This window comes from Neisseria sp. HMSC067H09, from assembly GCF_001814135.1.
Classification (GTDB): domain Bacteria; phylum Pseudomonadota; class Gammaproteobacteria; order Burkholderiales; family Neisseriaceae; genus Neisseria.
Genome location: NZ_KV814831.1, coordinates 1 through 5,781 on the forward strand (window position 1 = coordinate 1; position 5,781 = coordinate 5,781).

Annotated in this window: 2 tRNA genes and 3 rRNA genes; all 5 read left to right on the forward strand. The window is 49.9% G+C overall.

What is annotated here, in order from left to right:
- Nucleotides 1-403: 403 nt before the first annotated feature.
- The 5 genes from HMPREF2954_RS00005 (at nt 404) to rrf (ending at nt 5,732) form a co-directional block, all read left to right on the forward strand.
- Nucleotides 404-1,944, forward strand: a 16S ribosomal RNA gene (locus HMPREF2954_RS00005).
- A 101-nt stretch (nt 1,945-2,045) separates the two neighbouring features.
- Nucleotides 2,046-2,122, forward strand: a tRNA-Ile gene (locus tag HMPREF2954_RS00010).
- 5 nt (nt 2,123-2,127) lie between these two features.
- A tRNA-Ala gene (locus HMPREF2954_RS00015) sits at nt 2,128-2,203 on the forward strand.
- 430 nt (nt 2,204-2,633) lie between these two features.
- Nucleotides 2,634-5,525, forward strand: a 23S ribosomal RNA gene (locus tag HMPREF2954_RS00020).
- A gap of 93 nt (nt 5,526-5,618) precedes the next feature.
- A 5S ribosomal RNA gene (gene rrf / locus HMPREF2954_RS00025) occupies nt 5,619-5,732 on the forward strand.
- Together the 16S, 23S and 5S rRNA genes with 2 tRNA genes alongside form the textbook arrangement of a ribosomal RNA operon.
- The last annotated feature ends 49 nt before the right edge of the window (nt 5,733-5,781 follow it).

A 5,781-nucleotide genomic window follows, 5' to 3' on the forward strand; every position in this document is an offset into this window, starting at 1 on the left:
AAGGTCGTCTGAAAGGGATTTCGGACGACCTTTGCTGTTTTTGATTTGAAATAAAAGTCTTTGTATTTCAGGTTGTTGTTTAGTTTTGTGGAATTTTTTGCGGTTTTGGGGGTTGACGGTTTTTGAGGGGAGGGGTATAGTTCGGTTCTTCGCTGCTTCGGCGGTGACTGAACGAACAGGTAAGTATATCACAGTTGGTCTGATTTTTCGAGGTTTTGAGAAAAGTTTTGATTGACAACGAGATGAAATGCTTTATAATTCGTTTTCGCTCTTTAACAAAACAGATTACCGATAAGTGTGAGTGCGACAGCCTCACACTGTTTGAAAGACAGACAAGATGATGTTTTAGACATTGTCCTGTTGGTTTCTTTGAAGCAGACCAGAAGTTAAAAAGTTAGAGATTGAACATAAGAGTTTGATCCTGGCTCAGATTGAACGCTGGCGGCATGCTTTACACATGCAAGTCGGACGGCAGCACAGAGAAGCTTGCTTCTTGGGTGGCGAGTGGCGAACGGGTGAGTAACATATCGGAACGTACCGAGCAGTGGGGGATAACTAATCGAAAGATTAGCTAATACCGCATATCTTCTGAGGAAGAAAGCAGGGGACCATTTGGCCTTGCGCTGTTTGAGCGGCCGATATCTGATTAGCTAGTTGGTGGGGTAAAGGCCTACCAAGGCGACGATCAGTAGCGGGTCTGAGAGGATGATCCGCCACACTGGGACTGAGACACGGCCCAGACTCCTACGGGAGGCAGCAGTGGGGAATTTTGGACAATGGGCGCAAGCCTGATCCAGCCATGCCGCGTGTCTGAAGAAGGCCTTCGGGTTGTAAAGGACTTTTGTCAGGGAAGAAAAGGGCGGGGTTAATACCCCTGTCTGATGACGGTACCTGAAGAATAAGCACCGGCTAACTACGTGCCAGCAGCCGCGGTAATACGTAGGGTGCGAGCGTTAATCGGAATTACTGGGCGTAAAGCGGGCGCAGACGGTTACTTAAGCAGGATGTGAAATCCCCGGGCTCAACCTGGGAACTGCGTTCTGAACTGGGTGACTAGAGTGTGTCAGAGGGAGGTAGAATTCCACGTGTAGCAGTGAAATGCGTAGAGATGTGGAGGAATACCGATGGCGAAGGCAGCCTCCTGGGATAACACTGACGTTCATGCCCGAAAGCGTGGGTAGCAAACAGGATTAGATACCCTGGTAGTCCACGCCCTAAACGATGTCGATTAGCTGTTGGGCAGCATGACTGCTTAGTAGCGAAGCTAACGCGTGAAATCGACCGCCTGGGGAGTACGGTCGCAAGATTAAAACTCAAAGGAATTGACGGGGACCCGCACAAGCGGTGGATGATGTGGATTAATTCGATGCAACGCGAAGAACCTTACCTGGTCTTGACATGTGCGGAACCCTCCAGAGACGGAGGGGTGCCTTCGGGAGCCGTAACACAGGTGCTGCATGGCTGTCGTCAGCTCGTGTCGTGAGATGTTGGGTTAAGTCCCGCAACGAGCGCAACCCTTGTCATTAGTTGCCATCATTAAGTTGGGCACTCTAATGAGACTGCCGGTGACAAGCCGGAGGAAGGTGGGGATGACGTCAAGTCCTCATGGCCCTTATGACCAGGGCTTCACACGTCATACAATGGTCGGTACAGAGGGTAGCCAAGCCGCGAGGTGGAGCCAATCTCACAAAACCGATCGTAGTCCGGATTGCACTCTGCAACTCGAGTGCATGAAGTCGGAATCGCTAGTAATCGCAGGTCAGCATACTGCGGTGAATACGTTCCCGGGTCTTGTACACACCGCCCGTCACACCATGGGAGTGGGGGATACCAGAAGTAGGTAGGGTAACCGCAAGGAGCCCGCTTACCACGGTATGCTTCATGACTGGGGTGAAGTCGTAACAAGGTAGCCGTAGGGGAACCTGCGGCTGGATCACCTCCTTTCTAGAGAAAGAAGAGGTTGTCGCATTCACACTTATCGGTAAACTGTAGAAGATGCGGAAAAATGCTTGAGTGAAGACAAGGTTCGCTTAAGAAGAGAATCCGGGTTTGTAGCTCAGCTGGTTAGAGCACACGCTTGATAAGCGTGGGGTCGGAGGTTCAAGTCCTCCCAGACCCACCAAGAACGGGGGCATAGCTCAGTTGGTAGAGCACCTGCTTTGCAAGCAGGGGGTCATCGGTTCGATCCCGTTTGCCTCCACCAATACTTTCCAAATCAAAGCGAGTTAAAAGGCAGTATAACTGCTTTCTTTTTTTCTAAAGAGAAGTCTGCTGACGAATCAGTTTGACGGAAAAAGAAAGGCTGCTATAATAATCAGCTCATTTTGATTTGCGAAGTAAATAGCAATATTGAACGCATCGATCTTTAACAAATTGGAAAGCCGAAATCAACAAACAAAGACAATGTGTCTGTTTTTGATGATTGACCGATTGCAAACGGTCAGTTGTCTCCTGAATAGGAAAAGAAAAACAGGTACAGTATTTGGGTGATGATTGTATCGACTTAATCCCGAAAGACAAAAGGCGGGATTAAGACACAACAAGCAGTAAGCTTTATCAGAGTAGGAAATTCAAGTTTGATATTCTAGTCAACGGAATGTCAGGCAAAGTCAGAGAAGTTCTTGAAATGATAGAGTCAAGTGAATAAGTGCATCAGGTGGATGCCTTGGCGATGATAGGCGATGAAGGACGTGTAAGCCTGCGAAAAGCGTGGGGGAGCTGGCAATAAAGCTATGATCCCGCGATGTCCGAATGGGGAAACCCACTGCATTCTGTGCAGTATCCTAAGTTGAATACATAGACTTAGAGAAGCGAACCCGGAGAACTGAACCATCTAAGTACCCGGAGGAAAAGAAATCAACCGAGATTCCGCAAGTAGTGGCGAGCGAACGCGGAGGAGCCTGTACGTAATAACTGTTGAGATAGAAGAACAAGCTGGGAAGCTTGACCATAGTGGGTGATAGTCCCGTATTCGAAATCTCAACGGTGGTACTAAGCGTACGAAAAGTAGGGCGGGACACGTGAAATCTTGTCTGAATATGGGGGGACCATCCTCCAAGGCTAAATACTCATCATCGACCGATAGTGAACCAGTACCGTGAGGGAAAGGCGAAAAGAACCCCGGGAGGGGAGTGAAATAGAACCTGAAACCTGATGCATACAAACAGTGGGAGCACCCTTGTGGTGTGACTGCGTACCTTTTGTATAATGGGTCAACGACTTACATTCAGTAGCGAGCTTAACCGAATAGGGGAGGCGTAGGGAAACCGAGTCTTAATAGGGCGAAGAGTTGCTGGGTGTAGACCCGAAACCGAGTGATCTATCCATGGCCAGGTTGAAGGTGCCGTAACAGGTACTGGAGGACCGAACCCACGCATGTTGCAAAATGCGGGGATGAGCTGTGGATAGGGGTGAAAGGCTAAACAAACTCGGAGATAGCTGGTTCTCCCCGAAAACTATTTAGGTAGTGCCTCGAGCAAGACACTGATGGGGGTAAAGCACTGTTATGGCTAGGGGGTTATTGCAACTTACCAACCCATGGCAAACTAAGAATACCATCAAGTGGTTCCTCGGGAGACAGACAGCGGGTGCTAACGTCCGTTGTCAAGAGGGAAACAACCCAGACCGCCAGCTAAGGTCCCAAATGATAGATTAAGTGGTAAACGAAGTGGGAAGGCCCAGACAGCCAGGATGTTGGCTTAGAAGCAGCCATCATTTAAAGAAAGCGTAATAGCTCACTGGTCGAGTCGTCCTGCGCGGAAGATGTAACGGGGCTAAAATCTATAACCGAAGCTGCGGATGCCAGTTTACTGGCATGGTAGGGGAGCGTTCTGTAGGCCGATGAAGGTTCATTGTAAAGTGTGCTGGAGGTATCAGAAGTGCGAATGTTGACATGAGTAGCGATAAAGCGGGTGAAAAGCCCGCTCGCCGAAAGCCCAAGGTTTCCTACGCAACGTTCATCGGCGTAGGGTGAGTCGGCCCCTAAGGCGAGGCAGAAATGCGTAGTCGATGGGAAACAGGTTAATATTCCTGTACTTGATTCAAATGCGATGTGGGGACGGAGAAGGTTAGGTTAGCAAGCTGTTGGAATAGCTTGTTTAAGCCGGTAGGTGGAAGACTTAGGCAAATCCGGGTCTTCTTAACACCGAGAAGTGACGACGAGTGTCTACGGACATGAAGTAACCGATACCACGCTTCCAGGAAAAGCCACTAAGCTTCAGTTTGAATCGAACCGTACCGCAAACCGACACAGGTGGGCAGGATGAGAATTCTAAGGCGCTTGAGAGAACTCGGGAGAAGGAACTCGGCAAATTGATACCGTAACTTCGGGAGAAGGTATGCCCTCTAAGGTTAAGGACTTGCTCCGTAAGCCTCGGAGGGTCGCAGAGAATAGGTGGCTGCGACTGTTTATTAAAAACACAGCACTCTGCTAACACGAAAGTGGACGTATAGGGTGTGACGCCTGCCCGGTGCTGGAAGGTTAATTGAAGATGTGAGAGCATCGGATCGAAGCCCCAGTAAACGGCGGCCGTAACTATAACGGTCCTAAGGTAGCGAAATTCCTTGTCGGGTAAGTTCCGACCCGCACGAATGGCGTAACGATGGCCACACTGTCTCCTCCCGAGACTCAGCGAAGTTGAAGTGGTTGTGAAGATGCAATCTACCCGCTGCTAGACGGAAAGACCCCGTGAACCTTTACTGTAGCTTTGCATTGGACTTTGAAGTCACTTGTGTAGGATAGGTGGGAGGCTTAGAAGCAGAGACGCCAGTCTCTGTGGAGCCGTCCTTGAAATACCACCCTGGTGTCTTTGAGGTTCTAACCCAGACCCGTAATCCGGGTCGGGGACCGTGCATGGTAGGCAGTTTGACTGGGGCGGTCTCCTCCCAAAGAGTAACGGAGGAGTTCGAAGGTTACCTAGGTCCGGTCGGAAATCGGACTGATAGTGCAATGGCAAAAGGTAGCTTAACTGCGAGACCGACAAGTCGAGCAGGTGCGAAAGCAGGACATAGTGATCCGGTGGTTCTGTATGGAAGGGCCATCGCTCAACGGATAAAAGGTACTCCGGGGATAACAGGCTGATTCCGCCCAAGAGTTCATATCGACGGCGGAGTTTGGCACCTCGATGTCGGCTCATCACATCCTGGGGCTGTAGTCGGTCCCAAGGGTATGGCTGTTCGCCATTTAAAGTGGTACGTGAGCTGGGTTTAAAACGTCGTGAGACAGTTTGGTCCCTATCTGCAGTGGGCGTTGGAAGTTTGACGGGGGCTGCTCCTAGTACGAGAGGACCGGAGTGGACGAACCTCTGGTGTACCGGTTGTAACGCCAGTTGCATAGCCGGGTAGCTAAGTTCGGAAGAGATAAGCGCTGAAAGCATCTAAGCGCGAAACTCGCCTGAAGATGAGACTTCCCTTGCGGTTTAACCGCACTAAAGAGTCGTTCGAGACCAGGACGTTGATAGGTGGGGTGTGGAAGCGCGGTAACGCGTGAAGCTAACCCATACTAATTGCTCGTGAGGCTTGACTCTATCATTTGAAGAACTTCAAATAAAAAGCTTACTGACTGATTCAGTCATCACCGAATATATTGATTAAGGCTTTGCCGATTTGTACAGTTTAAGTTTGGCGGCCATAGCGAGTTGGTCCCACGCCTTCCCATCCCGAACAGGACCGTGAAACGACTCAGCGCCGATGATAGTGTGGTTCTTCCATGCGAAAGTAGGTCACTGCCAAACACCTATCCTAAGCCCCCGACAGATGTCGGGGGCTTTTACTTTGTATTGT